Origin of the sequence: Alcaligenes sp. NLF5-7 (genome assembly GCF_024266725.1) — a bacterium.
GTDB classification, from domain to species: Bacteria; Pseudomonadota; Gammaproteobacteria; order Burkholderiales; family Burkholderiaceae_B; genus Alcaligenes; species Alcaligenes phenolicus.
In genome coordinates, this window is the sequence record NZ_CP100755.1 from 626,486 (window position 1) to 651,900 (window position 25,415).

Annotated in this window: 19 protein-coding genes and 1 other RNA gene; 5 read left to right on the plus strand and 15 right to left on the minus strand. The window is 58.0% G+C overall.

The genetic code is table 11. The annotated features are described in order from the left end of the window. Positions 1-101: 101 nt before the first annotated feature. Complete coding sequence (carB, locus tag MID00_RS03010; RefSeq protein ID WP_254499668.1) at positions 102-3,344, minus strand: carbamoyl-phosphate synthase large subunit; 3,243 nt, start codon at positions 3,342-3,344, stop codon at positions 102-104. Between the two features lie 8 nt (positions 3,345-3,352). Then, positions 3,353-4,480, minus strand: a complete 1,128-nt coding sequence (gene carA / locus MID00_RS03015; RefSeq protein WP_368044563.1) for a glutamine-hydrolyzing carbamoyl-phosphate synthase small subunit — start codon at positions 4,478-4,480, stop codon at positions 3,353-3,355. Between the two features lie 205 nt (positions 4,481-4,685). Between carA and tal the strand changes: the two genes are divergently transcribed. Continuing rightward, positions 4,686-5,648: a transaldolase gene (gene tal, locus MID00_RS03020; protein WP_009463071.1), complete on the plus strand. Its 963-nt coding sequence runs from the start codon at positions 4,686-4,688 to the stop codon at positions 5,646-5,648. 200 nt (positions 5,649-5,848) lie between these two features. Here the strand turns inward: tal and MID00_RS03025 are convergent, their stop codons facing one another. The 10 genes from MID00_RS03025 to MID00_RS03070 all read right to left on the minus strand — a co-directional run bounded on the left by MID00_RS03025 (position 5,849) and on the right by MID00_RS03070 (position 19,195). Further along, complete coding sequence (locus MID00_RS03025) at positions 5,849-6,586, minus strand: class I SAM-dependent methyltransferase (RefSeq protein ID WP_254499669.1); 738 nt, start codon at positions 6,584-6,586, stop codon at positions 5,849-5,851. 273 nt (positions 6,587-6,859) lie between these two features. Beyond that, positions 6,860-7,654 (minus strand): ABC transporter permease, encoded by a 795-nt coding sequence (locus MID00_RS03030; RefSeq protein WP_009463067.1) that lies wholly within the window; start codon positions 7,652-7,654, stop codon positions 6,860-6,862. A 1-nt stretch (position 7,655) separates the two neighbouring features. Then, on the minus strand, positions 7,656-8,462 hold the full coding sequence (locus tag MID00_RS03035; protein WP_009463065.1) for an ABC transporter ATP-binding protein: 807 nt from the start codon (positions 8,460-8,462) through the stop codon (positions 7,656-7,658). After that, entirely contained in the window at positions 8,455-9,495 is a 1,041-nt protein-coding gene (locus MID00_RS03040; protein WP_254499670.1) for an ABC transporter substrate-binding protein, read from the minus strand. Before MID00_RS03040 ends, MID00_RS03035 begins: the two co-directional genes overlap by 8 nt. Positions 9,496-9,600: 105 nt before the next feature. After that, positions 9,601-10,212, minus strand: coding sequence for a recombination mediator RecR (gene recR, locus MID00_RS03045; protein ID WP_003803396.1), 612 nt, complete (start codon positions 10,210-10,212; stop codon positions 9,601-9,603). Further along, entirely contained in the window at positions 10,212-10,538 is a 327-nt protein-coding gene (locus tag MID00_RS03050; RefSeq protein ID WP_009463063.1) for a YbaB/EbfC family nucleoid-associated protein, read from the minus strand. Before MID00_RS03050 ends, recR begins: the two co-directional genes overlap by 1 nt. Before the next feature lie 41 nt (positions 10,539-10,579). Continuing rightward, entirely contained in the window at positions 10,580-13,015 is a 2,436-nt protein-coding gene (dnaX, locus tag MID00_RS03055) for a DNA polymerase III subunit gamma/tau (RefSeq protein WP_254499671.1), read from the minus strand. Positions 13,016-13,130: 115 nt separating this feature from the next. Beyond that, positions 13,131-13,228: signal recognition particle sRNA small type (ffs, locus tag MID00_RS03060), an RNA gene on the minus strand. A 16-nt stretch (positions 13,229-13,244) separates the two neighbouring features. Then, positions 13,245-16,547: an exodeoxyribonuclease V subunit beta gene (locus tag MID00_RS03065; protein ID WP_009463059.1), complete on the minus strand. Its 3,303-nt coding sequence runs from the start codon at positions 16,545-16,547 to the stop codon at positions 13,245-13,247. Next, positions 16,547-19,195, minus strand: coding sequence for a hypothetical protein (locus MID00_RS03070; protein WP_254499672.1), 2,649 nt, complete (start codon positions 19,193-19,195; stop codon positions 16,547-16,549). Before MID00_RS03070 ends, MID00_RS03065 begins: the two co-directional genes overlap by 1 nt. 108 nt (positions 19,196-19,303) lie before the next feature. Here MID00_RS03070 and MID00_RS03075 point away from each other — a divergent pair, with 108 nt between their 5' ends. Then, complete coding sequence (locus tag MID00_RS03075; protein ID WP_009461326.1) at positions 19,304-20,116, plus strand: TOBE domain-containing protein; 813 nt, start codon at positions 19,304-19,306, stop codon at positions 20,114-20,116. On the opposite strand, the gene MID00_RS03080 is transcribed toward MID00_RS03075, so the two are convergent. From MID00_RS03080 to modA, 3 genes are read right to left on the minus strand one after another with little or no spacing between them, the layout of a single operon-like run. After that, complete coding sequence (locus MID00_RS03080; protein ID WP_254499673.1) at positions 20,106-20,807, minus strand: sulfate/molybdate ABC transporter ATP-binding protein; 702 nt, start codon at positions 20,805-20,807, stop codon at positions 20,106-20,108. The genes MID00_RS03075 and MID00_RS03080 overlap by 11 nt on opposite strands. Further along, positions 20,804-21,484 carry a molybdate ABC transporter permease subunit gene (gene modB, locus MID00_RS03085; protein ID WP_009461324.1) on the minus strand — a complete coding sequence of 227 codons (681 nt, stop codon included), beginning with the start codon at positions 21,482-21,484 and terminating at the stop codon, positions 20,804-20,806. Before modB ends, MID00_RS03080 begins: the two co-directional genes overlap by 4 nt. 18 nt (positions 21,485-21,502) lie before the next feature. Continuing rightward, complete coding sequence (gene modA, locus MID00_RS03090; RefSeq protein ID WP_009461323.1) at positions 21,503-22,252, minus strand: molybdate ABC transporter substrate-binding protein; 750 nt, start codon at positions 22,250-22,252, stop codon at positions 21,503-21,505. Between the two features lie 176 nt (positions 22,253-22,428). On the opposite strand from modA, the gene xerD reads away from it, so the two are divergent. The 3 genes from xerD (at position 22,429) to MID00_RS03105 (ending at position 25,341) form a co-directional block, all read left to right on the plus strand. After that, positions 22,429-23,325, plus strand: a complete 897-nt coding sequence (gene xerD, locus MID00_RS03095; protein ID WP_026485227.1) for a site-specific tyrosine recombinase XerD — start codon at positions 22,429-22,431, stop codon at positions 23,323-23,325. Positions 23,326-23,340: 15 nt separating this feature from the next. Then, the gene (gene ybaK, locus MID00_RS03100; RefSeq protein ID WP_035270993.1) at positions 23,341-23,835 is read left to right on the plus strand and encodes a Cys-tRNA(Pro) deacylase; all 495 of its coding nucleotides are present in this window, start codon (positions 23,341-23,343) and stop codon (positions 23,833-23,835) included. A 282-nt stretch (positions 23,836-24,117) separates the two neighbouring features. After that, the gene (locus tag MID00_RS03105) at positions 24,118-25,341 is read left to right on the plus strand and encodes an MFS transporter (protein WP_254499674.1); all 1,224 of its coding nucleotides are present in this window, start codon (positions 24,118-24,120) and stop codon (positions 25,339-25,341) included. Positions 25,342-25,415: the final 74 nt, after the last annotated feature.

Below are 25,415 nucleotides of genomic sequence, written 5' to 3' on the forward strand. Positions count from 1 at the left end.
CAGTGGCCTGCGTGCTGCCCCAATACGACGGCTTGGTCTTGTCTGATGCAAGAACAAAAAAAGGCGCACCACTAAGGTGCGCCTTTCCAGCCGGGTAAGACTTAGTGTTTCGCGAGCAGAGCGTGCAGCTCTTGAAGCGCGTAAACTTTCAAGCCCTCACCTTGGCTCAGATACTGCAAGCCTTGAACCGCCGCCACAGCACCGGCAATGGTGGTGTAGTAGGCCAGGTTGGCAGCCAGCGCATGTGTACGGATTGTACGCGAATCAACGATGGCGTTGCGACGCTCTTCAACCGTATTGATGACCAAGGAAACTTCACCATTCTTGATCATGTCCACAATGTGCGGACGGCCTTCGGTAACCTTGTTCACCACTTGAACAGCCAGACCAGCCTGTTCGATGGCGCTGGCGGTACCGCGAGTAGCCACAACCTTGAAGCCCAGCGAAATCAGGCCACGAGCCACTTCAACCGCTTGTGATTTATCCTGAGCACGCACGCTGATGAAGGCCTGGCCGCCCTTGGGCAGGTTCACACTGGCAGCCATCTGCGACTTCACGAAGGCTTCGGCAAACGAGGTGCCCACACCCATGACTTCGCCGGTGGACTTCATTTCAGGTCCCAGAATGGTATCCACACCAGGGAACTTCACGAAGGGGAACACGGCTTCTTTCACGCTGTAGTAAGACGGCGTGACTTCTTCAGTAATGCCTTGCTGGGACAGAGTCTGACCAGCCATGGCGCGAGCGGCGATCTTGGCCAGCTGCAAACCGGTAGCCTTGGACACGAACGGCACGGTACGCGAAGCACGTGGGTTCACTTCCAGCACGTACACATCGCCATCCTGAATGGCGAACTGCACGTTCATCAAGCCCTTCACGTTCAAGGCCTTGGCCATAAGTGCGGTCTGGCGCTTGATTTCAGCCACGGTTTCGTCGCTGAGCGAGTAAGGAGGCAAGCTGCAAGCGGAGTCACCGGAGTGAACACCAGCTTGTTCAATGTGTTGCATCACACCGCCCACAAACACGCGCTCGCCATCGGCCAGGCAGTCCACGTCCACTTCGGTGGCGTTATTCAGGAAGTGATCCAGCAGCACGGGCGAGTCATTGCTGACCTTGACCGCTTCGCGCATATAGCGCTCCAGGTCTTGCTGCTCGTGCACAATTTCCATGGCGCGGCCACCCAGCACATAGCTTGGGCGCACCACCAGGGGGTATCCAATTTCAGCAGCCAGAGCAATGGCTTCGCCTTCGGTACGAGCTGTACGGTTTGGCGGCTGACGCAGACCCAGCTTGGTCAGCAGCTTCTGGAAGCGCTCACGGTCTTCAGCCACGTCAATGGATTCAGGGCTGGTACCGATGATAGGTACACCGTTGGCTTCCAGAGCACGTGCCAATTTCAGCGGAGTCTGGCCACCGTACTGAACGATGGTGCCCACGGGTTTTTCGATATGAACGATTTCCAGCACGTCTTCCAGAGTCAGAGGCTCGAAGTACAGACGGTCGGAGGTGTCGTAGTCGGTAGAAACGGTTTCGGGGTTGCAGTTGACCATGATGGTTTCGTAACCATCTTCGCGCAATGCCAAAGCAGCGTGCACGCAGCAGTAGTCAAACTCGATACCCTGACCAATACGGTTAGGACCACCACCCAGAACAATGATCTTCTTCTTGTCCGTAGGATGGGATTCGCACTCTTCCTCGTAGGTCGAGTACATATAGGCCGTATCGGTGGAGAATTCGGCCGCGCAGGTGTCCACACGCTTGTAGACAGGACGCACGTTCAACTGGTGACGCAGTTTGCGCACTTCCGATTCCACGGTGTCCAGCAGGAAGGCCAGACGGCGGTCGGAGAAACCACGACGTTTCAGACCGAACAAGGTGTCGCGGTCCAGATCGGCCAGCGTCTTTTGCTCCAGAGCCAGTTCAATGTCCACGATCTCTTTGATCTGGGCCAGGAACCAGGGGTCGATCTTGGTCAGGTTGTGAACTTCGTCCAGGGTCAGGCCTTGAGCGAAAGCATCGCCCACGTACCAGATACGCTCTGGGCCGGGTTCGCCCAGCTCGACCTGCAGTTTTTCGCGGTCGGTGGTTTTCTGGTTCAGACCATCCACACCCACTTCCAGGCCACGCAGGGCTTTCTGGAAGGATTCCTGGAAAGTGCGGCCAATAGCCATCACTTCACCTACGGACTTCATCTGGGTGGTCAGGCGCGAATCGGCCTGAGGGAATTTTTCGAAAGCGAAACGTGGCACCTTGGTAACCACGTAGTCGATGGTGGGCTCGAACGAAGCGGGAGTCGCACCGCCGGTAATTTCGTTCAGCAGCTCGTCCAGGGTGTAACCCACGGCCAGGCGCGCAGCGATCTTGGCAATAGGGAAGCCCGTGGCTTTGGAAGCCAGAGCCGAGGAACGGGACACGCGCGGGTTCATTTCGATAACGATCATGCGGCCGTTATCGGGGTTCACCGCGAACTGTACGTTCGAACCACCGGTATCCACACCGATTTCGCGCAATACGGCGATCGATGCATTACGCATGATCTGGTATTCGCGGTCGGTCAGGGTTTGGGCAGGAGCCACGGTGATGGAGTCACCGGTGTGCACACCCATGGGGTCCAGGTTTTCAATGGAGCACACAATAATGCAGTTGTCGGCGCGGTCACGCACGACTTCCATTTCAAACTCTTTCCAGCCCAGCAGGGATTCTTCAATCAGCAGTTCGTTGGTTGGCGATGCTTCCAGACCACGACGGCAGATGGTTTCGAATTCTTCAGGGTTGTAGGCAATACCGCCGCCCGTACCGCCCAGCGTGAAGCTGGGGCGAATCACGACGGGGAAACCGGCAGTACCGATTTCTTCAGCGATACGCTTTTGAACCGCCCAGGCTTCGTCCATGCTGTGAGCCACGCCGGACTTGGCGGACTCCAGACCGATGGAGGTCATGGCGTCCTTGAATTTCAGGCGGTCTTCGGCTTTTTCGATAGCGGCGGCGTTGGCACCGATCAGCTCGACACCGAATTTTTCCAGCACGCCATGCTTGGCCAGATCCAGGGCGCAGTTCAGCGCGGTTTGGCCGCCCATGGTGGGCAAGAGCGCATCGGGACGCTCTTTTTCAATAATTTTCTCGACAGCTTGCCAGGTGATGGGCTCGATGTAGGTGACGTCGGCCGTATCCGGGTCCGTCATGATGGTGGCCGGGTTGCTGTTGACCAGCACAGTCCGGTAACCCTCGGCCTTCAGGGCCTTACATGCCTGGGCTCCCGAGTAGTCGAATTCACAAGCCTGACCAATGATGATCGGGCCTGCGCCAATGATAAGAATGCTTTTTAAGTCTGAACGCTTTGGCATAGTGCGATTTATTTATTGGCCTGGTGGGCAGCCATCAGGCTGATGAATTTGTCGAACAGCGAGGCAATATCGCGCGGGCCGGGGGTGGCTTCGGGGTGACCCTGGAAGCAAAACGCGGGGCGATCTGTCAACTCGAAGCCTTGCAGGCTCTGGTCGAACAAAGAAATGTGCGTGACCTTGGCATTGGCTGGCAAGGTTGTGGCATCCACCGCAAAGCCGTGATTCTGGCTGGTGATGAACACGCGGCCGCTGGCCAGTTCCTGCACAGGGTGGTTGGCACCGTGGTGGCCATTTTTCATCTTCAAGGTCCGAGCACCTACGGCCAGACCCAGGATCTGATGACCCAGGCAAATACCAAACACAGGCAACTTGCGCTCCAGCAAGCCCTTGCAAGCTTCGATTGCGTAATCGCAAGGCTCCGGATCGCCAGGGCCGTTGGACAGGAACACGCCATCGGGTTCGTAAGCCAGCACATCGGCCAATGGAGTTTGCGCAGGCACGACGGTGACCTTACAGCCACGGTCCGCCAACAGGCGCAGGATGTTGGCCTTGACGCCAAAGTCGTAAGCCACCACGTGGAAGCGGTCGCCTTCGGGCTTGGAGAAACCTTGGCCCAGTTCCCACGAACCTTCGGTCCAGTTGTAGGACTTGTCGGTGGTAACCACCTTGGCCAGGTCCTGACCTTTCAGGCCAGGGAAAGAGCGAGCCAGTTCCAGTGCACGTTCGGCGTCATCACCCACCAGGATGCAGGCACCCATGGAGCCTTTCTCGCGCAAAATGCGAGTCAGCTTGCGGGTGTCGATACCGGAGATGGCCACAACACCCTGAGCTTTCAGGTAGTCGGGCAAAGACTGGGTGGAGCGGAAGTTGGACAGGCGGGCGGGACAATCGCGAATGACAAGCCCGGCAGCGTGGGCTTTGGTGGATTCGGAGTCCTCTGGATTGACACCGGTATTACCGATGTGCGGATAGGTAAGCGTAACAATTTGACCGCTGTAGCTTGGGTCTGTCAGGATTTCCTGATAGCCCGTCATGGCTGTATTGAAAACGATCTCAGCAACACAGTGCCCCTCGGCACCGATTGATACCCCTTTGAATAGGGTTCCATCCGCCAGGGCTAGGACGGCACTAGTGATAGTGCGGGACTCCTCAGGAAATAAAGACGGCAGCACGTTAAAAACCCCGGATTCTGAAATTAATATTAAACCTTCTAATTATATGCTCAAACGGGGTTTCTCCGGTAGTTTATCGGTAATAACACCGAAACCAGGCACGAAAACCTGGAAAATCGACTACAGTAATTGATTGGTTTGATGGCTTTGCGATGGACTAGTAACAGACATGACTACTCAGCTTGACTCCCTGCGCCAGTGCACAACCGTAGTGGCCGACACAGGCGATTTTGAAGCGATGCGTGCGTATCGCCCTACCGATGCAACAACCAATCCTTCCCTGATCTTGAAGGCTGTCCAGCAGGCGGCCTATCGCCCCTTGCTGGACCGTGTCATCGCCGACCACCCTCACGCCAGCCTGGCAGAAACCAGCGACCTGTTGCTGGTTGCCTTTGGCCAACAAATTCTGGACATTGTTCCCGGCCGCGTCTCCACCGAAGTGGATGCTCGCCTGTCCTTTGATACCCTGGCCAGTGTCGAGCGCGCCCGCCATATCATTCAGCATTACGAAAAGGCCGGTGTGCCGCGCGAACGGGTACTGATCAAGCTGGCCAGCACCTGGGAAGGCATTCAGGCCGCCCGTACGCTGCAAGCCGAAGGCATCAACTGCAACCTGACCCTTTTGTTCTGCCTGCCGCAAGCCATCGCCTGCGCCCAGGCCAAAGTCACCCTGATCTCGCCCTTTGTGGGTCGCATCTACGACTGGTTCAAGAAAACCGCTGGCCAGGACTGGGACGAAAGCGCCAACCAGGGCGAGAACGATCCCGGCGTGCGCTCGGTCCGCAGCATTTACGAATACTACAAAACCTATGACATCCCCACGGAGATCATGGGTGCCAGCTTCCGCAATGTCGGCCAGATCAAGGCGCTGGCCGGTTGCGATCTGCTGACCATCAGCCCGGATCTGCTGGGCCAGCTGGATGCAGCCCAGGGTGAAGTCCCTGCCATGCTGGATGTGGCGCGCGCCAAGGCCGTCGCCCCCGAATGGCGTGCCAGCAATGAAATCACTTTCCGCACGGATTTGAACCAGGACGCGATGGCTACTGAAAAGCTGGCCGAAGGCATCCGTCAGTTCACCGCGGATGGCATCAAGCTGGACTCCTTGATTCAGCAAGCGCGTCAGCAGGCTTGATCACTGGCACAACACTTTAGAAGGCTTTGCACCCAGCAAAGCCCGAAAAGAAGCTCCCATGTTTGATCAACAATTTGATCAGCAAAAAGGATCAGCCCGGCATTGCGCCGGGCTGATTTGCTTTGAGCCCTATCTGGACTGCAGCCAGATCTTGCTCAGGTCAATACGCACCACACTTTTCTAATCCAGCACACTTTCTTTCAACGTTCGCAAAGCAAGCTGATTTGTGGACAATTCTTCTTGTAGTCTTCCCAAAAGCCTGGCGGATAGGCATCCAAAGCCTGCTGAGTCAATAACGGCATCTGCCAGCGAAAGGACCGAAAACCCGCCTTTGCCAGGGCTGCTTCGTAATGCTCTTTACTCCAGCGGTGATAGGTAAAACGAATCGGCGGCCCCACATTAAAGTGTGCAGTATGCCGAAAGCCCTCTTGGTACGGCTCCTCCGTCAGCACTTTCAAACCGTACTTGGCCACATCCTCCTTTCCCAACTGAAAGTCCGGGTTCACGGTATAGGCCACCAAGCGACCATCCGGTTTCAGATTATCTGCCACGGCCTGGAACATCTGCTCCAACTCCTGCACTGACCGGGAGTAATTGAACAGAAAGGCCGCAATTGCCCGGTCGAACTGCCCGATTACCCCCATCTGCAGCACGTCTCCCACCCGGAACTCAATATCCTCCTTCTGCTGCCTGGAAATGTCTTTAGCCTGATTAACCATGCTCTCCGAAATATCCACCCCCACGACCTTGGCTGCCCCCTGCTCGTAGGCCCGGCGCCCGAAAAAACCATAACCACAGGCCAGATCCAGCACAGACTTGCCCTTCACGTCTCCCAGCAACTGCTCCACAGTAGCGACCTCTGCCAGCCGAGCGGGCGAGGTCCGGTTGAACTCTTCGTAAATCGTGCCGATTGCGTTGTAGTCATGCTGTTTTTCCATGTACGTCTCCATCTGCTTGGTTTGACAACAAACACGTCAAGGTACTAAGACTGCTGGCACACACCGATCACGCGGTGCGGCCTTGATCTATAACACTTTGGGGCCTGGGCGATAGGAGTGAAAACCACATATCGATCCTGTCATGTTTGTTCTTTTATGTATTTAAGCGCCTAACTGTCTCCTCCCTGTCCCCACTCTCGAAAACAAGCAGGCATAAAAAAACCGACTCCTGAAACGGGAGCCGGTTCTCTCGACATTTGGGCCAGACAGCGGTCAGAGCTTTTCTGTGCCGCCACCTTGCGGCCGCCAGGCCAGCAAGCGATCCTCAAAGACACTGACCAGCCCATCCAGGATCAGCGCAAACACCGTCAGGACAACAATACCGGCGAACACTGTATTCACGTCCAATGTGCCCTCTGCCTGCAAGATCAGATAACCGACCCCACTGGCTGAACCCAGGTATTCACCCACCACAGCACCCACAAAGGCCAGACCGACCGAGGTGTGCAGGCTGGAGAACACCCAGCTGGTTGCCGAAGGAATATAGACGTGGCGCAGCAACTGGCGACGGCTGGCACCCAGCATGCGGGCGTTGTCCAGCAAGGTGGAGCTGACTTCACGCACACCCTGGTACACGTTGAAAAACACGATGAAGAACACCAGTGTCACGGCCAGAGCCACTTTGGACCAGATGCCAAGACCAAACCACATGCCGAAAATAGGCGCCAGAATCACGCGTGGCATGGAGTTGGCCGCCGTCAGATACGGGTCCAGCAAGGCCGCCGCACGGGGCGAGAGCCCCAGCCACAGACCGCAAGCCAGACCGGCAATCGTACCGATGGCAAAGGCCAGCAGGGTTTCGCTCAAGGTCACGCCCAAGTGCAGGTAAATATCACCATTGGTGACGAACCAGGCCCAGATCACCTTGACCACTTCCAGTGGCTGGCCAAAGAAGAAGGCTACTTTGGGGTCCAGCGTAAAAAAGTGCCAGGCAGCCAGAATGACGATGAGCAGCGAAATTTGCCAGCCGCGCAGGGCCAGCTTGGATTGAGTAATAGATTTAGACATATCAGGCACGCTTTTGCTGGGCATAACCCTTCAGAACTTCATCACGCAAGACGGCCCAGATTGCCGCATGCAATTCGACAAAGCGAGGATCATTGCGTACTTCGGCCACGTCACGAGGGCGTGGAAGATCGACATGAAATTCGCCGATGGGATGAGTGCCCGGCCCGGCCGACAGGACCACCACCCGGTCGCTCATGGCAATGGCTTCATCCAGGTCGTGAGTGATGAACAGCACGGCTTTACGCTGCGCCATCCAGATCTCCAGCACTTCGTTTTCCATCAATTGACGGGTCTGAATGTCCAGCGCCGAGAACGGCTCATCCATCAGAATGATGTCGGGATCACGAATCAGGGTCTGGGCCAGCATGACGCGTTTGCGCATACCGCCAGACATCTGATGCGGATAACGATCTCCAAAGCCACCCAGGCCGACTCGCTTGAGCCACTCCTGGGCACGGGCGCGGGCCTCGTCCTGCGGGACACCGGCAAACTCCAGACCGGCCATCACGTTGGATTCGGCACTGCGCCAGGGCATCAGCGCTTCGCCCTGGAACATGTAGCCAGCGCGCTCGTTCACCCCTTCCAGGGGTTTACCGAACACACGCACTTCGCCCGACGAAGGGCTCAGCAAACCCGCCCCTACGTTCAGGAGCGTGGATTTGCCGCAGCCCGTTGGGCCTACAACCGACACAAATTCGCCTGGAGCAATGCTCAGGCTGGCGTCACGGACCGCTGTGTACGTACCTTTGCCATCGCGGGATGCAAAAACACAGCTGATGTTATCTAAAGAAAGTGCTGCCTCAGACATTGGGATACTTCTTGTTGGCTTTTTCAGCAAACTCGTTGGTGAAGATCTTGCTGGTATCAATCTTGGATGCGTCCAGATTCGGCACAAAAGCGGCCAGCGCATTCAAGGCGGTAGCGGGGCCATCAGCATCGACCAGACCATCTGGCGAGAGTGCTTCTTTATTGGCGTCCAGACATTGCTTGTACAGCTCTACATCACCCAGCAGGTAGGTGGCAGGCACGGTTTTGGCAATGGTTTCAGCGTCGTTGGCCTGAATCCATTTATCGGCGCGTACGATGGCGTTGGCCAGGGCCTGAGCGGTGTTCGGATTCTTGATGATGAAGTCTTCAGAAGCGTACAAGCAGGCCGAAGGCATATTGCCGCCAAAAATGGTCTTGGTGTCGGCAACGGTACGGGTGTCAGCAATGACACGTACTTCGTTCTCCTTGAGCAAGGTGCCGATAACCGGGTCCAGGTTAGCCATGGCATCGATCTGACCCGTACGCATGGCAGTAACCGCACCCGCGCCAGCGCCTACACCGATAAAGGCCACGTCCGAGGGTTTCAGACCATTCTGCTCCAGATAGAAGTTGACCATCATATTGGTCGAGGAACCCGGTGCGGTCACACCGATTTTCTTGCCCTTCAAATCCGCAGGCGACTTATAGTCAGCCATCGTCTTGTTGGACACGGCCAAAACGATGGCCGGTGCGCGTCCTTGCTGCACAAAGGCACGGTACATCTGCCCTTTGGCCTGCAAGTTGATGGTGTGCTCAAAAGCGCCCGAGACGACATCGGCACTGCCACCGACAACCGCTTGCAGGGCCTTGGAGCCACCGGCAAAGTCGGCCACTTTGACCTTGAGGCCTTCATCATCAAAATAGCCGTTAATCTCGGCAATGGACAAAGGCAGGTAATAGATCAGCGCTTTGCCACCGACGGCAATCGTGATGCTTTTTTTCTCGATTTCCTGTGCACGGGCCAATGTTGGCAGCGACAGTGCCAATCCCGATGCTCCAACCAGCTTGAGTGCATGACGACGAGTCAGTTTCATGGCAATCCCCTTCTTGTTGTTGGTCATTAATTATTTAGGTCTGATACTTATACTAAAAAACAAAGGGGGGTGTCCCCCCCTTGTCCGCCAAGCGGTCAAACCCGATTAGGTGGCGCGACGCTCCATCAAGGCCCAGGCAATGGTGCTGGGGTCTACGTACTCCAGCTCGCTCCCGGCTGGCACACCGCGTGCCAGTCGAGTTACTTTCAAACCTTGGCTAGTGAGCATTTCCGCCAGATGATGGGCGGTGGTTTCGCCCTCTGCGGTGAAATTGGTCGCTAGAATCACTTCCTGCACTTGGCCATCACCGGCTCGCTCTAGCAAGCGGTCAAATTGCAAGGCATCCGGGCCTATGCCTTCCAGCGGCGTCAAACGCCCCATCAGCACATAGTAAAGGCCTCGATAGCCATGCGTAGCCTCGATCATGTTTTGATCGGCAGGCGTCTCCACCACACACAACAACGCCGGATCACGGCGGGGATTGGCACAGGTCTCACAGATAGGTTGAACAGTGAAACCATTGCAGCGCTGACAGTGCTGCAGTGCCGTCGTGGCATGTTCAAGAGCGCGGCTCAATTGGTCGGCACCTACCAGGTCGTGTTGCAACAAGTGGTAGGCCATGCGGCGAGCGCTACGCTCGCCCACACCGGGTAGCCGACGCAGAGCCTGGATCAGAGCCCGAAGCGGTTCGGGCTCTGCGATCTGCGGTTCGTTCATTAGAACGGGAACTTCATACCGGGTGGCAGTGGCAGGCCAGCGGTAACACCCGCCATTTTTTCCTGCGACGTTGCCTCGGCTTTGCGCTGTGCATCGTTAAAGGCAGCAGCAATCAAATCTTCCAGCATCTCTTTTTCGTCTTCCAGCAGGCTGGGGTCGATAGAGACACGGCGCACATCGTGGCGGCAGTTCATGATGACCTTGACCAGACCACCACCGGAAACGCCCTCGACCTCGATATCGGCCAAGGCTTCCTGGGCCTTTTTCATGTTTTCCTGCATTTGCTGCGCCTGGCGCATCAAGCCGGCAATCTGACCTTTCATCATGGTTTGGTTTTCCTGATTGATATAAATTGACAAGGGGCCATTCAGGCGGCCCGAACCAAAGGAGTGGCCTTGATCGACCCGGCTTTGACGCTGCCGTCAAAGTCCTGGATCAGGCTCAAGACAAAGGGATCCTGGGCAACCTGCTCTTCGGCCTGCCGCTGGCGCTCGGCCAGCTTGGCCTGCTCCACGGCATGCGCGGTGGCATCGCCCGTATCCCCGTATTCGATCACCAACTGAATGGACTGGGCAAAGTATTCCGACAAAACGGTGCGCAAGCGCGCTTTGCCCTGGCTGCCTTCAGTAGCCTTGATTTTGGCACGCAGGTGGATTTCCTGGCCTTTCACGCCCAGCCATTCGCTCTGGCGGGCCAATTCAGCGGCCCAGCCACTTAAGGGCAGGCTGGTTGCCACTTCAGGCCAGGTTTCCGGTTTCATGCCGCCCAGACGGACGGTACGCGGGCTGTCCGAACCGCTTTGCGGTACAGGCAGGCCCAGTTCAGTGTCGGGCATGAAGCGATCAGACAGGGACACAGACGGTACATCGCCGTCTTCTTCGGCACGAGCCGCGTCCATATCCAGAGGTTGGTAATTCTCGAACTCTTCGTCCATGCCCTCGGACAGCCAGGCGGGCTCTTCCGGGCCGTCCTGGGCGGAGACGGCTGGCGGCGCTTCTTCTGCCACCGGGCCTACTCGGGCAGCGGCCTGGGCCTGAGACGACATCAGGGGCTGAGCACTGTTCTTGCCCTGGGCTTTGGAGGATTCCGCTACAGGGTCGGCAGAGGAATCAGCCTGGGATGCGGAGGTGGGCTCTGCGGCTGGCTGGGCTGACGGGGCGGATGGAGTCGATGCCGCTTGGACGGCTTCAACAGCGCTGCTGCCAGCAACTGCAGTCGCAGCTTCTTGAGGCTGACTGGTCGCGGAACGGGCGTCAAAGTTTGCATCCGCTGGGGCAGACTCTGAAGAGTCATAGCTGGCCCCTGCACCGGCAGGCTCGGGAGCATCTTCCCAGGCCGGGACAAAATCGTCGTCAGCAGGGATGGATTCTGCGACTGGCGCTGCTTGGGCTGCATGTGCACGGGCAACATCAGCGACCGGGGCGGCTGCAGGGACAGAAGCCTGTGCCTGCTGAGACGCGGCCTGTGGGCTAACCGCAGGCTGAGTGGTTTGCGCGGCTTGTACTGCTTGTGCGGTTTGCGTGCTCGGCTCTGTTTGCGCACCCTGCGCAGCTTGCTGTAGAGGCGCGGCAGAGGCGGCGGCATCAACAGAGGCAGCGGGGGCTGCCGCAGGAGCGGGAGCAGCCTGAGCCGCGCCAGCACCAGCACCAGCACCAGCACCAGCACCAGCAGTATCAGACCCCGAAGGCCCTGCTGGCGGTGGCACATACGCCGAGACGGGCTCGGGCAGCAAGGCCAGCATGCGCAAGCACGCCATCACAAAACCGGCGTACTCATCCGGAGCCAAAGACAGCTCCTGACGGCTATGCACCGCTACCGAATAAAACAACTGCACATGATCGGGCGAGAGCATGGGCGCTAGTTGCCGCACCGCCTCTGCCAGAGGATCATCATCAGAAATCGTGCCGGGAATGCGCTGCTCGATGGCGATACGGGACAACAAGGTTGCCAGATCAGCCAGAGCGCCCGAATAAGACAGGCCGCGCAAGGCCAGATCATCGGCCACACCCATAATGGCCTGTGCATCGTAAGCGACCAGCGCTTGCAGCAATTGCGCCAGGTGGCGTTGATCAATGGTGCCCAGCATGGCTTGCACAGCCTGGGCGCTAAGATCGCCCGCGCTATAGGCAATAGCCTGGTCGCTCAGCGACAAGGCATCGCGCATGGAGCCATCAGCTGCCTGTGCCAGCAAACGCAAGGCAGGCAGCTCGAACTGCATTTCTTCCTGAGTCAGAATGTCTTGCAGATGGCCCACAATCGCGGGCACTGTCATCTGCTTCAAATTGAATTGCAGACAGCGCGACAAGACCGTGACCGGAATCTTTTGCGGATCGGTCGTGGCCAGAATGAATTTGACGTGCGCTGGCGGCTCTTCCAGCGTCTTGAGCATGGCGTTGAAGGCGTGCCCGGTCAGCATGTGAACTTCGTCAATCATGTAGACCTTGTAACGGCCCGAGCTGGGTGCGTAGACCGCCTGCTCCAGCAGCTGGGTCATCTCTTCCACACCACGGTTGGAAGCGGCGTCCAGCTCTACATAATCAATAAAGCGGCCAGCATCAATCTCGGTACAAGCGCGGCAAACGCCACAGGGCTTGGAAGTGATGCCAGTTTCGCAGTTCAGCGACTTGGCCAGAATACGCGACAAGGTGGTCTTGCCCACGCCGCGTGTGCCCGTAAACAGCCAGGCATGGTGCAGGCGCTGGGTATCCAGGGCGTGCGTCAGAGCGCGCACCACGTGGTCCTGACCAACCAAGGTGTCAAAGGAACGGGGGCGCCACTTGCGGGCCAGAACGAGATAGGTCATGCGAATTCCGGACGGCGTGAACCATCAATACAAATAAGCGAAAGGAAAAGTGTACCGGATTCGGTGCTGAAGGGAAGCAGATAGACCGGGCGCGCATAACCCGATAAGCAAATGAAGTGGCGAGCCTGACTCCGGCACTGATTCTGCACGGCTGTGGCTGCTTCGTTCCCGACCTGACCAGATTCACCGCCGAACCATGCGGAGGGGCCCGCCGACCAATAGTGTAGCATCAATACGGCAGCCAAAGATCGGCTCTCGGGAAATAAAGCGCAGCCTGCGCGGGCCGGCCATCCAGAGCCTGCACCTGCTCACAATACCGCTGCAATTGCGGCGCATAACGCTCCAGCATCCGGGCCTTGAAATCGTCCAGACTTTCATGCTCGGCAGGTCGTCCGGTCTTGTAATCCACCACCAGCCAGTGATCTTCCTGGGAAATGGCCAGGTCAATAATCGACACCCGGCCACTGACGTCCAGCAAGGACCATTCCCGGTAAGCTCGGCTGACGCCCAGCAGCCAGCGGCCCCGTTCCGTCTGTACGGTCGCAGTAATCGCTTCAAACAGGGATTGGGCGGCTTCATCCAGATAGGTCGCTGGCACACCAGCACGCAACAGTTGACGACGCATCACGGCGCGGCCTTGCTGCAAGCGTTCTACCGGCCATTGCTCCAGCCCTTCACGGCCCAGCTTTTCCAGCCAGTCGTGGGCAACCGTACCAATGGCTTTTTCATGAGTCGTGTCCAGGGACCACTGCCAGCTTTGATACTGCGGGCTGTCGGCCTGCAACTGCTCGGGCGGCGCGGCCGGCAAGCTCACCACACGCTGCAACAATGCTGCGGAACCTTGCCCTGCTTCCTCTTGCTGTCCGCCCTGCTCGGCTTGCCAAACAGGAGCCTGTGGCTGCTCCAGGACCGGCCAGACACGGCTCAGCAAGGAGCGGCCATCCGGCTCGCGCAGGCCCTTATCCTGGGTGATGCTCAATTCCGCAAACAGATGCAGCTCCTGACGGGCACGCGTCAGGGCCACATATAACAAGCGGTGGCTTTCCTGCTCGGCCCGGATACGCTCCCGCGCCGCCAGAAACTGCGACACCGGATCGCGCTGCTCGCTGCCCTTGTGACTGATCGGCCCCAGAATCAAGCGCTCGGCGCTGTGCTCCAGACGAATCAACGGCTCGGAGTCGGCTGCTGACTGCTTGTGCAAACCAAACAAAATGACAGTTTCAAACTCCAGGCCCTTGGACTTGTGAATCGTCATCACCTCCACGGCCTTGCCCGTACCTTGCGGGGTGGCATACAGCGACTCCACACGGGCCTGCAATTGTTGCTGGTCGGGCGGTCCGTAAGGGCATAACTCCTCCAGCAGACGCAAGACTTGTTCTGCATCCGCCTGATCAGCCAGGCTTGGATAGACTTGCGGCCCGCCCAAGCGCGTCCAGCATTCCTGCACCCAGGCAGCAAAAGGCATCAAGCCACTACGATTGCCTTTGTCCAGCAAGATCTGGCAAGCAAAGAGCAGACGAGAACGCTCGTTGGCATCCCAGTCTTCAAAATCCTGATTGTGTGTAAGCTCGGCCAAGGTCTGTGTAGGATGCAAGGCGCACAGGCGGTGCAGACTCTCCAAACGCAGGCCGATCAATGGCGAGCGCAACACAGACAGCCAAGCCAGTCGATCAGCCGGGTGCGCCAAGGCACGGACCAACTGCACCAGATCAGCCACCACAGGACGCTGTTGCAAGGGTTCCAGTTCTACGGCTCGACACGGTATGCCCTGCTCGCCCAGCTTGCGCACCAGACCATGCAAGTGCGAACGTGCTCGCACCAGAATCGCCACCGGATGTTCGCTGTCCTGATAACGTTCCAGAGCTTGGGCCGCACACTGAACCGCCTCCTGCACTGCACGCTCTTGAGCCGCTTGTTGCGACGGCACAGCGTCCTCTCCCCTAGCCACTCGAAAATGCCAGGACGGGTGAAAATGCACCGCCCAATCGGGGATATCGGGCTTGAAGGCGGTCGAGTGTTCGTAGGTGACCATGCCCAGATCCGGATCGGGTCGAGCCGGAAACAGTTGCGCCCCCACCTTGTTCACCCATTCCACCAAGCGCGGATGCGAACGGAAGTTATTGCTGAGATTCAGCGGCTCCAACTCTACTTCGCCCAAGCGTCGAGCTTGCCAGACTTGCAGAAACAAACCCACTTCCGCCTTGCGGAAACGGTAAATGGACTGCATGGGGTCGCCCACCAAAAACAGACTGCGCCCGTCGCCCGGCTCCCAGCCGCTGGTCAGGCGTTCCAGCAACTGCACCTGGGATTGGCTGGTGTCCTGGAACTCGTCTACCAGCAAATGGCGTATGGACCTGTCCATGCGCAAGAGCAGCTCGCCCGGCTCGTCGGCATCACCCAAGGCTTGCAAGGCACGTTGGGCAATCTCGGTGAAATCGACCTCGGCTTTCTCGGCAAAGCGCAGTTTCAATTGCGCCGCAGCCAGCCACAAGACCTGAATCAGATTGGACAGGACTTCTTGCTGCTGGGGGGAGTATTGCTCGGGCAAAAGGCGTGCACTGGCCAGGCGAGCAATCCAGGGCTCTGCACCCAGACAATTGCTCAACCACTCGGTCAGCATTTCTTTTTGTGCCGTTTTAGGGGGAAATCCATTACGCACCGTCAGGCTTTTGCGCAGATCGCCTTTATCCGTCAGCAACAAGGCTGCCAGACCACGCCAGCGCGGCAAATCGTCCATGACCGGGGCCAGGTTATCGCCTTGCCAATCCGCCAAGGCCAGCACATCGCCGCTTTCCAGATTCGAGGCCGCAAAGCAGGCCAGGGGGGCCAAGGTTCGCGCCCAACCGGGTGGCAGTGAATCGCTTAGCTGCTGCAGTTGCTGCTCCACCACCTCACGCAAACTGTCTTGTAAAAAGGCTACATCACCGCCCTGCCCCACCGCTGGCAACCACTGATCGCGGCTGGCCAACATACCGGCCAACAGAGCTTGCGCCTGCAGCAAGTTCACATCCATGTGCTCCAGAAAACGCGCCACGCTGGGCACGCTTTCCGCCATCTCCAGCGTGGCCCAAGCCGCCGCTTCGTAATGCTCCTGGGCCTTATCGGTAATGGCCGGAACCCCGCCCAGCCCCGTAATCCAGGGCATGGCGCGTACCAGGTGGGCACACAAGGAGTCGATGGTCCGGATGCTTAAACGGGCCGGGTAAGCCAGCAAATCCCACTGCTGCTCCTGATTGCGCTGCATGGCGGCACGCGCCAGTTCCCAGCTGCGTACCCGGTAGGGCTCGGCAGGCCGTTCCTGATTGGCAGCGGCCAACTTCTCCAGTACACGCGCATGCATTTCAGCCGCAGCTTTACGGGTGAAGGTAATGGCCACTATTTCTTCTGGCCGCTGCACGCGAGCCAGCAAGGCCAGAATCCGATCGGTCAGCAGCTCTGTCTTGCCGGAACCGGCTGGGGCCTGGACCAGAAAGGAGGACTCGGGGTCCAGTGCCCGTGCACGGGCGGGGCTATCGCTAGGGACTGTCACCATTACACCTCTCCTCCATTGTCTTGGAGGTCTTCCTGGAACAAACGTAAAAAGGGCAAAACATCGCAATACAGCAAATCGTTGCGGTTCCAGATCTGGTTGGCGGCCTGCCCTTGCAGGAACTCATCTGCCAAGCTTTCCACCGCCTGTTTCCACTGCGCGATTTGGGCGGTCCACTGCTGGGCGCTCTCCAATTCGGTCAGACCCTCAATATCCATGCCGGGCGCGGCCAAACCGCTTAAACCGACCTGTCGGGCATGCAAGCGTACAAAGGCCAAACCACTGACGGTGCGGCCCTCATCCTGCAAGGCGGCGGCATAAAACGGCAATTGCAGATTCACGGGTCTGGGCCGCAGCCAGTCTTTATCGGGCCGCAGCTCGCCTATGCCGGTTTTGTAATCCAACAGTAATTGCTCGCCATCAGCCAGATCATCCAAGCGGTCCAGACGCAGGTTCAGACGTAACAAGCCACGGCTCCAACTCAACTCATGCTCCGTCGCCCCCAGGGCGAACGGTGGGCGCTGGGCTTCCTGATGAGCGTACTCGTTCAAGACGGCCAGACCCCGCTCCATTTCCAGGCTGCGCAGCACTGGACCGTAATCGGCCAGCTCTTCTTGCGCCGCTTGATCGATGCACGTTTGCACCACATCCAGCAGTGAGCCCTCACCAATCAGCTCATGCAGGCTGTCCTGATCCTTCACACGCAGCCAGAACAATTCGACGGCGCGGTGCAGGAACATCCCGCGTGTATTCATATCGCCCACACGGGCGTAGTCGGGCAAGGCCTGACCATGTAGCCGAAACTTCACAAAAGCCCACAAGGGATTGCGAGCCTGGGTATCCAGCACACTGATCCCGCCACGTATGCGCTCTTCCAGCTTCAGACTGGGGCCTTGCTCGTCCAGCAAGGCTTCCTGTGCAACGGCCTGCTCTGCCTGCACCGCCCAAGGCATTTCCAGCACGGGCCAGTGGGCAATCAAGGGGCTGGGCCTCAGCTCCTGTTCGCCCTGATGCAAAGGCGCACTTAGCAAAACCTGATTCCCACAGCGTAGCAAGGCACTCAGCATCCAGCGCGCCCATTCCAGCTCCCGCTCTGGCGTACTGCGAGGTGCCGAGACTCGACGCAACACCTGGGCAGGAATCAAAGGATTGGGTTTGACCGCAGCAGGCAAAATATCATCGGTCAGGCCCAGCACCCATACGGCATCCCAGCGCCCGCCTTCCGCTTCCAGAAAACCCAGCACGTCCAGCCGGGAACGTGGGTCTCGTTGTGGCTGGAACAAATTTTCACGGGCCATGCGGGCCAAAGCGCTTTGTGCCTTCAAGGCACTGATGCGACCCAAGACCGGCGCTTGCTGCGCCAATTGCAGCAGCAAGGCTTCCAAAGCCTCCAGAGTTTGAAACTGGGCACTATCCAGACGGTTAGTGCCCGGAAAGCCCAAAGCCTCCAGGCATTGGCGCATGACCGACGCCCAGGTATCCACTCCTTGAGCGCCTGCCGATACGGACTCGAAGCGTTCCACCGCCTTGCCCCAGGCCAGAGCCAGTTCGGGTGTGTGGAAGCTGAGCATGTCGGCAAATTCTTTACGGCTAACTTGTGTAATGCGGTTGTCGCGCCAGGCCTTGTCAATGCGGGCACGGCCACCTGCTTCAGACTGTTCTGCCTGACACGCTCCCAAACGCAAGGCTTCGCCCAGCATGGCGGGCTCGGCCTGCCCCTTGGTCGCCAGCGTAAACAAGGCCTTCAACCAGGCCATGGCCGCTTCAACCACTGGCCACTCAGCCAAGGATCGGGCTGCCGCCACGTTATAGGGCAAAGCACCTTGATCCGTGTGCATGGCCTGTCGCAAAAGACGATGCACCAACGGCAATTGCGTTTCCAGCTGCGCGGCCACAATGGCTACTGTGCGATCCGGGTACTCGTCCAATTGACGACGCGCCCACTGCACCGCCAGGCGCCATTCCGTATCCGCATCCTGCGCCTGCACCCGATACACCTCTGTCGCCGGAGCCTCTTCGTGCTGCAGCTGGAGAATCTCTACCCCCATGTCCTGCAAACCACTCAACAAACTTTGCAGGCGCGGCGAATATTCATGAAAACCATGCAGCACCATATGGCGATGACGCATGTGCAAGGCGCCTGCCTGCACCGCTTTAAGCACACGCTCCGCAGCCAGGTTTGCATCATCCAGATCTGCCTGCTCCAGGCTTTGCCGGTAGTGAGAGCGCCATTGCATGAAGCGTTCAAAATCCACGCTGGCCTCGCCGGGTTTCAGCTCGATATTCCACTCATCCAGCAAGGTATCGGCTTCACAAGCCAGACGCGCCGCCTGACCGACATCCAGAAAATAGCCCTCTTCCTCGCATTGCTCGATGCTGTGTTCCCAACGCTGCAAGGCGGCAAAGCGATCCATCTGGTGCGCGGCTGGTTGCCACTGTTCGGAAAAGCAGAGCTGATCACTGGCCTGCGCCAGCCACGCGCCCAAAGGCACAATTTCCGGTACGGCAACTGTCCCGCCAGCACCCGCCAGACGGGCCGACAAATGTCCCAGCAGGCGGCGCGCATAGCGCTTGTTCACGGTCAAGACAACCGTCTCGGCACTATTGAGCTCCTGCAATTGAGCCATGGAAACAGCAGGGGTGTCGTACATAGAAAAAACCAGTTAAGGTTGCAAGAAAACAGAACGGCCAGCAGCGCTGATCCGGCCATTGTACCGGCGCTCTATCCCTAGTTTGTTCCCGCCCTTACACTTATCACCATGTCTAGTTCAAACACCCCCAATACCGAATTAACCGGCAGCCTGTCGCTGCGCACTGGCGACCATACCTGGGGTAGCGCCCGCCGTATGGCCTTGCTGGCCGCCATTGCCGAGCAGGGCTCAATCTCTGCCGCTGCCCGTCATATTGGCATCAGCTACAAGGCGGCCTGGGACGCCATCGACATCATGAACAATATGGCGGGCGAACCTCTGGTGCTGCGCAGTACGGGCGGTCATCGTGGTGGCGGTGCCACCCTGACGCCCAAAGCCGTCGAACTGCTGGAGCTGTATCAAACCTACGACCGGCTGCATCAACGCTTCATGAGCCGTATTGGTCGTTTAATGCCTTCCGTGGCGACTCAAATGGAGTTACTCCAAACCATGATCATGCAAACTTCGGCTCGCAACCAACTGCCCGGTATCGTTACCACGATTAAAACGGGAGCCGTCAACGACGAAATTCATGTGGATATTGGCCAGGGCCAAATCGTGGTCGCGTCCATCACACGAGAAAGCACGGAAAACCTGGGCCTGCGTGAGGGGCAGAAAGTTCTGGCCTTTCTGAAAGCGTCCTCGATCATGATTGGCACGGGCGACACCCGTAACTCCCTGTCCGCACGCAATCAACTGCCCGGCACGATTACCGATGTCATTACCGGTGCCGTCAATGCAGAAGTACGTCTGGAACTGCCACAGGGCCTGACAGTCACCGCCAGCATCACCCTGGACAGCACACAGCGCTTGCACCTGGAAGCAGGCCAGTCCGCCTATGCACTGTTCAAGGCATCCAGCGTGATGATCGCTACGCTGTAAGAGCTTCCAGATCCGCGCTGGTACAGCATTCGATAATGCGTCCATCGCGAATACGATAGACCTCTTGGGCCAGGGCCCTGGCATCCTCAGGATCGTGGGTGATCAGGATAGTGGGAATATCGATCTGGCTTTGCAACTGAGCCAGTTCAGCCCGCAAACGCGCACGCAAGTCCTGATCCAGGGCCGCCAAAGGCTCATCCAGCAAAAGCAGCTGAGGTTCAATAGCCAAGGCTCGCGCCAAGGCACAACGCTGCTTTTGCCCGCCAGACAACTGGGCGGGATAGCTGCTTAATACCGACTCCAGCTGAAACGCTTCTACCCAACGCTGGGCAGCCGCAGGCATGTCTCGCACGGAGCGGTTGAACAAGCCCGTGTTCAGACCAAAGCAAATATTCTGTGCTGCGGTCAGATGCGGGAACAGGCCGTAGTCCTGAAACAGGTACGCCACCCGACGCTCGCGTGGTTTCAGGTTGATGCCTTTTTCAGAATCAAAATAGACCTGATCGCCAATTTGAATGCGGCCATGGTCGGGCCGCAACAAGCCCGCCACGCTTTGCACCGTCAAGGACTTGCCCGAACCCGAAGGCCCGTACAAGGCAATATGACGGGCTTCGGTTTGAATCTGAATGTTCAAGTCAAAATGACGGGCCTCGCTGACCACGGTGCGTTGAATCTGTACAGTCAGGCTCATTGCATCCCTCTTTTACGGCGTACGTGACGGGGTGACAAGGCACTGGTACTCCACAGGACCAGCACACAAGTAATCGAAATAATAGCGACCAGCACCAATGCCTGCTGATCCTCCCCTGCCTGGACTGCCTCGTAAATGGCGATGGACATGGTTTGGGTGCGCCCCGGTATGCTGCCCGCGATCATCAACGTAGCGCCGAACTCGCCCAAAGCGCGGGCAAAGGCCAGCAAAACGCCTGCCATGATGCCACGCGCTGCCAAAGGCAGGCTGACACGAAAGAAGATGGCCAAGGGCTTCAGACCCAGCACGCTGGCCGCATTTTCCAGGCGGGGGTCCACATCCTCAAAAGCCGCACGCGCGGCCTTCAAAATCATGGGAAAAGCTACGACAGTCGCGGCAATCACCGCGCCCTGCCAGGTAAAGACCAGTTCAATCCCCATACTGGAGAGCCATTGCCCAAAGGCACTGCGCCGACCCAGCAAGACCAGCAGGTAATAGCCGATGACGGTAGGCGGCAAAACCATGGGCAAGGTCAAGATGGAATCAAGCAGATCACACCAGCGCGACTGCCAGCGCGACAAGGCATAGGCCACTCCTATACCCAGCACACAGGCAAACAAGGTCGCCCAACCGGCGACCTTGAGCGATAAGCACAGAGGAATCCAAAGTGAAGTCATCCGACGATCAAAATCCTGTCAAGGCTTGGCAAAACCGTATTTTGCCAGCACTTGCTGTCCGGATTCAGACATGACGAAATCCTGGAAAGCCTGAGCCTTGTCATTACGGCCTTCGCGCTGCACCAAGGCAATCGGGTAAGTGACAGGTTCCGTGGTCTTGAGCACTTCCAGCACTTCCACCTTGTCTTTCATGATGGCCGCGTCGGTCGCGAACACGAAACCGGCTTCCACTTCACCACGAGCGACATAATCCAGCACCTGACGCACGTTCTGGCCCAGAATTTCACGCTGTTTCACCGCATCCCACTGACCGGCCTTCTCCAGAGCGGCCTGAGTATAACGACCCACAGGGACGACAGTCGGATTACCCAAAGCAACGCGTTTAACTTCCGCCTTGCCTAGATCGCCAGCGTTCGTAACCCTGGCAGGGTTGTCGCTAGGCACAATCAGCACAACCTGATTCTGCACAAAATTCTTGCGGGTGGCAGGATCCACAGCCTTGGCCTCTTCGGCCTTGTTCATGGCTTTCTGATCTGCCGAAGCAAACACATCCACAGGAGCGCCATTGACGATCTGCTGCAACAGCACGTCCGATGCTGCAAAACTGGTCAGCACTTTGGTGCCCGGATGCTCTGCCTCAAACTGGCCAGCCAGTTCCTTGAAGGCGTTGGTCAGACTGGCGGCGGCGGCCACAACCAATTCATCGGCTTGCGCGGCGCCTTGCAAGAACAGGGATAAGGCAGCGACCGATACGACACGTTTGAACATTGTTTTCTCCTCCAAGGGCAGGTGTAACGAATTAGTATAATCAGGAAATATATATAGGTATATAGCGTAAATCTACCCGTCTGCTGAATGAAGCTCATCATCCCGGAGTGATAGCATGATGGCTTTCCAGCTTCATTCCGGCTGCCAAAAGCACGCTTTACGACTCTTCCATCCTCATGACGCAAGCCAGTCTGATTTCCGATTTCATCACCATGCTCTGGTTGCAGGACGGCCTGTCTGCCAACACCCAACAAGCGTATCGGCAGGATCTGGAACGCCTGGAGGAATGGGCTCAACAAGAGCGCGAAGGCAAAGCGCTGGAGCAGTTGGAAGCCAAGGATTTGCGGGAATGGATGGCCAGCCAGGCAGATCAGAGCAAGGCCAGCACAGCCAATCGCAGGCTGGCCACCTTACGTCGCTTTTACAACTGGACAGTGCAGGAAGGCATGCGGCAGGACGATCCCTGCCTGGAATTGAGCAGCGCCCGACAGGCCCCACGCGTCCCGCACACCTTGTCCGAAGAACAGGTAGAACGCCTGCTGGCTGCCCCGGACATACATAATCCCTTGGGGCTGCGCGATCGCTGCATGCTGGAAACCTTGTATGCCAGCGGTTTGCGCGTCACGGAACTGACTGAACTGCCCTTGCAGAACCTGAGCCTGAGCGATGGCGTGCTGCGCATCGACCAGGGCAAGGGGGGCAAGGACAGGCTGGTGCCCTTGGGGCAGGAGGCCCTGCACTGGATCGAACGCTATATGCAGGAATCCCGCCCTGCCTTGCTGGGCCAGCGCCGCAGCGATTTTGTTTTTATTACCGGGCGCGGCACCTGCATGAGCCGCCAATCCTTTTGGTTGATCGTCAAGAAATATGCGGTTCAGGCCGGTATTCTGGCCCCCTTGTCGCCGCACGTTTTACGTCATGCTTTCGCGACCCATTTGCTCAACCACGGCGCCGACCTGCGCGTGGTGCAAATGCTCTTGGGACACGCCGACATTTCCACGACCCAGATTTATACTCATGTGGCACGTGAGCGCTTGAAAGCCTTGCACGCAGCCCATCATCCACGCGCCTGAGCGCACTACCAAGATATGGCTAAAGAAAAACACGTTAGCGAAACACCGGCCACGCAGTGGCTACGTAAAAATGGCATTTCCTTTACCGAGCATAGCTACAACTATGTCGATCATGGCGGAGCCATGGAAGCGGCAGCCCAGCTGGGTCTGGATCTGCACCGGGTGGCCAAGACCCTGATAATGGAAGATGAAAGCGCCAAGCCCCTGATCATCGTGATGCACGGCGACCGTGAAGTCTCCACCAAGAATCTGGCCCGTCAGACCGGCGCGAAAAAGATCGCCCCCTGTAAACCGGATGTGGCTCAACGCCATTCGGGCTATATGGTTGGCGGCACCTCGCCCTTTGCCACCCGCAAGGCCATGCCGGTGTGGCTGGAAGAAGAACTGCTGGAATTCGACACCATTTACATCAATGGTGGCCGACGAGGCTATTTGCTGGGCATCAATCCCCAGGTTCTGATCGACAAGCTGGGGGCACGCCCAGTACAGGCTGGCCTGGAAAAAGGCTGATTTTACTTGGCAGCAGGTATAAAAAGACGGCGCAGTCAGCCCGTCTTTTTTTGTCCCGCACTTGCTTGAGCCATCAAACGCCGCAATAGACAGCCTGGTTCTGCTCCCTGCACTTCCTGCTACGCGCAGCCACCACCTCCTCCTCCTCCCTCTCCCGCAACTGGACCTGGATAGCAGCGGACTACAACACTGTCCGCTCCATCGCTCTTCACAAACGCAGGTGATTGCACCTCTTTGGCATTTCGCCAGATAATTCAAACCTGAATAATAAGAGGGGACCCCATGTTTCAATCCTTGCGCCAGCCCGCCATCATGACGGTGACTTTGGCGGCTGCTGGCATCCTGATGGTTACCATGGGGATACGCCAATCCTTTGGCCTGTTCGTCGGCCCCGTTGATAAGGCAACCGGCATGGGCATCATGTCCATCAGCTTTGCCATGGCCGTGGGCCAGCTTGCCTGGGGGGCCATCCAGCCTATTGCCGGTGCCTGCTCCGACCGCTGGGGCCCGGACCGGGTTCTGATCGCGGGCCTTCTGATTCTGGCACTGGGCTGTGCCGTAACACCATTTATTGGTACCGGGCTAGGGCTGACCCTGACGCTGGGCCTGCTGGCCAGTATTGGCTCGGGCGCGGCCAGTTTCTCCACCTTGATTGGCGCTGCCGCCCAACGTATTCCGGATCACGCCCGCGGTCAGGCCTCGGGCCTGATCAATGCCGGCGGCTCCTTCGGGCAGTTCGTCTTTGCCCCCGTGGTGCAAAAGCTGATCGGCTGGGTCGGCTGGATGTCGACCTTTTGGGTTCTGGCCCTGATCGCCCTGCTGACCCTGCCTCTGATTCGCAAGCTAAGTCCGGGCAGCAAGCCCGAAAAAGCCGCAGTCACCCCAGCCCCTGTTGTCAGCGGTCCCGGTCTGGCCGAGACACTGAAAAGCGCCATGAAGGATCGCAGTTACTTGCTGCTGAGTCTGGGCTTTTTCACCTGCGGTTTTCACATTGCTTTTCTGGTCACCCACTTACCGGGGGAAATTGACTTGTGCGGGCTGCCACCTTCGGTAGCAAGCTGGTCGCTGGCCTTGATCGGCCTGGCCAATATCTTTGGCAGTATTGCCGCCGGTTCCTGCATTGCCCGCTGGCGCAGCAAATACGTGCTGGCCCTGATGTATGCCTCGCGCGCCGTGCTGATCCTGTGGTACTTGATGATGCCTAAAACCGATCTGGTGTTTTACATCTTTGCCATCGGCCTGGGGCTGACCTGGCTGGCTACCGTGCCCCCTACCGCCAATATCGTCGCCAAGCTGTTTGGCACGCGCTATCTGGCAACCCTGTTTGGTCTGGCCTTGTTCTCGCACCAGATCGGCGGCTTTCTGGGCGCATGGCTGGGGGGTATCGCCTTGACCCGCTTTGGTGACTACAGCTGGATGTGGTGGGCTGATATTGTCTTGGCCGTACTGGCGGCCATCGTCAACCTGCCGATTCGCGAAGCCAGGATCAAGATGCAAACAGCTTAGACAACTCGCAATCGAAACTTCGCCAAGCAACAGCACAAACGGTTGCCCAAAGAAGAACTCCGTTTACCCCTCAT

Excerpts from the sequence above, each read along its gene's own strand:
- MID00_RS03070 (WP_254499672.1), bottom strand. The coding sequence starts at position 19,195 with ATGTACGACACCCCTGCTGTTTCCATGGCTCAATTGCAGGAGCTCAAT.
- MID00_RS03075 (WP_009461326.1), top strand. The coding sequence starts at position 19,304 with ATGTCTAGTTCAAACACCCCCAATACCGAATTAACCGGCAGCCTGTCG.
- tal (WP_009463071.1), top strand. The coding sequence starts at position 4,686 with ATGACTACTCAGCTTGACTCCCTGCGCCAGTGCACAACCGTAGTGGCC.
- modB (WP_009461324.1), bottom strand. The coding sequence starts at position 21,484 with ATGACTTCACTTTGGATTCCTCTGTGCTTATCGCTCAAGGTCGCCGGT.
- carB (WP_254499668.1), bottom strand. The coding sequence starts at position 3,344 with ATGCCAAAGCGTTCAGACTTAAAAAGCATTCTTATCATTGGCGCAGGC.
- ybaK (WP_035270993.1), top strand. The coding sequence starts at position 23,341 with ATGGCTAAAGAAAAACACGTTAGCGAAACACCGGCCACGCAGTGGCTA.
- xerD (WP_026485227.1), top strand. The coding sequence starts at position 22,429 with ATGACGCAAGCCAGTCTGATTTCCGATTTCATCACCATGCTCTGGTTG.
- MID00_RS03040 (WP_254499670.1), bottom strand. The coding sequence starts at position 9,495 with ATGAAACTGACTCGTCGTCATGCACTCAAGCTGGTTGGAGCATCGGGA.
- MID00_RS03080 (WP_254499673.1), bottom strand. The coding sequence starts at position 20,807 with ATGAGCCTGACTGTACAGATTCAACGCACCGTGGTCAGCGAGGCCCGT.
- modA (WP_009461323.1), bottom strand. The coding sequence starts at position 22,252 with ATGTTCAAACGTGTCGTATCGGTCGCTGCCTTATCCCTGTTCTTGCAA.
- recR (WP_003803396.1), bottom strand. The coding sequence starts at position 10,212 with ATGAACGAACCGCAGATCGCAGAGCCCGAACCGCTTCGGGCTCTGATC.
- MID00_RS03035 (WP_009463065.1), bottom strand. The coding sequence starts at position 8,462 with ATGTCTGAGGCAGCACTTTCTTTAGATAACATCAGCTGTGTTTTTGCA.
- MID00_RS03065 (WP_009463059.1), bottom strand. The coding sequence starts at position 16,547 with ATGGTGACAGTCCCTAGCGATAGCCCCGCCCGTGCACGGGCACTGGAC.
- MID00_RS03025 (WP_254499669.1), bottom strand. The coding sequence starts at position 6,586 with ATGGAAAAACAGCATGACTACAACGCAATCGGCACGATTTACGAAGAG.
- MID00_RS03030 (WP_009463067.1), bottom strand. The coding sequence starts at position 7,654 with ATGTCTAAATCTATTACTCAATCCAAGCTGGCCCTGCGCGGCTGGCAA.
- MID00_RS03050 (WP_009463063.1), bottom strand. The coding sequence starts at position 10,538 with ATGATGAAAGGTCAGATTGCCGGCTTGATGCGCCAGGCGCAGCAAATG.
- MID00_RS03105 (WP_254499674.1), top strand. The coding sequence starts at position 24,118 with ATGTTTCAATCCTTGCGCCAGCCCGCCATCATGACGGTGACTTTGGCG.
- dnaX (WP_254499671.1), bottom strand. The coding sequence starts at position 13,015 with ATGACCTATCTCGTTCTGGCCCGCAAGTGGCGCCCCCGTTCCTTTGAC.